The organism is Streptococcus suis, assembly GCF_002964575.1.
GTDB classification, from domain to species: Bacteria; Bacillota; Bacilli; order Lactobacillales; family Streptococcaceae; genus Streptococcus; species Streptococcus suis_R.
The window spans coordinates 1-1,118 of sequence record NZ_POQQ01000010.1; the positions used below are offsets into that span (position 1 = coordinate 1).

The following is a 1,118-nucleotide window of genomic DNA, read 5'->3' on the forward strand; positions in this document are numbered from 1 at the left end:
AGGATAGAGCAGAAAAGTAAAGTATCTTGATTTTTCTTTAGCCATAAAGTATAATACACCCAAGAAGTATTTTGATTTAAGAGCCATAGCCGTGGCTCTTTTTTTGCATTCTTGGCCTTTCTAATTTTGTTTTTGTGATTTTAGATATTCTTCAAGCGCTAGCACAATAATAGCTGATTTAGAAAAACCTTTTTGCTTTGCCAAATTAACCAGCATTTCATGTTGTTCATCAGTAAAACTAACTTGCACTCGTTTTTTTTCTGTAGCCATTCTTTTTTCTCCCTTTTAGACTTTGTATAAAAGTGTACCACTAACAACTTGTTTAGTCAACCTTTTTCACAGCTCCGTCATTTTTGTTGGCGATTTGTTGGCGATTTGTTGATTTTTGTTGACCCCCTACAAACCCTTGCCACACATGGCTTCAAGGCATTTTTTTTATTGATTTGGCACTCGGCACTTAAAAGGGGGGTCGTAGTAGCCCCCCCAGATTTTAGATTTTTCTGCAGAAAAATCCCCCTCAAGTTTTTCTCACGTGCCCATTTTTTTGACACGTGCTTTCCCACGTGATACAATGAACTTACGAAAATGTAGTGCACAAGCACACCGAAGCCCCTAAGGAATGCCAGTTCCCTAGGGGCTTTTTTGTCGGTGTTGGGCTAGCTTCAGCGTTTGTCCTTGCTATCTAACCACTTGCAAATGTAATGTGCCGTTACTTCTGCCACAATAGCAAGTAAGACGTCGAAAATGTAATGCACTCGCTCCACCTCCTTTCGCATAGACTTGCGGAAGGTTTTGCTTCAGCATTGGTTATTATATCATGTCCGCTTACTTTATTCCATGGTCTCCTTGACGACAAGAAACCAGGGACGGTAGTTCTTGCTTTGTCGGTCGGTCGAACAAAGTTCTGACCGAACCGCCCTCGCTAAGTCTACCTTGTCCCTGCTTATCGTCAAGGAGCTTTCACGGCATAAATCGCTCAGAGGGTTCTACAAGGCTCTCAGAAGCCCCAGAATCGATTTTAAGCATTCGAGTCTAGTTAATATACCCCAAGATACCTAAAAACGCTCAGAAACGATTTTAGAGGGGTCTAAAGCTTAATAGCTCAGAGGATTCATCTT

At 41.3% G+C, this 1,118-nt stretch carries 1 protein-coding gene; it reads right to left on the reverse strand.

Translation table 11 applies throughout. The features are described from left to right. Positions 1–120 precede the first annotated feature (120 nt). Complete coding sequence (locus tag C1E58_RS11965) at positions 121–270, reverse strand: CopG family transcriptional regulator (RefSeq protein ID WP_146094115.1); 150 nt, start codon at positions 268–270, stop codon at positions 121–123. Positions 271–1,118 lie beyond the last annotated feature (848 nt).

Coding starts and splice junctions, on each gene's coding strand:
- C1E58_RS11965 (WP_146094115.1), bottom strand. CDS start 270: ATGGCTACAGAAAAAAAACGAGTGCAAGTTAGTTTTACTGATGAACAA.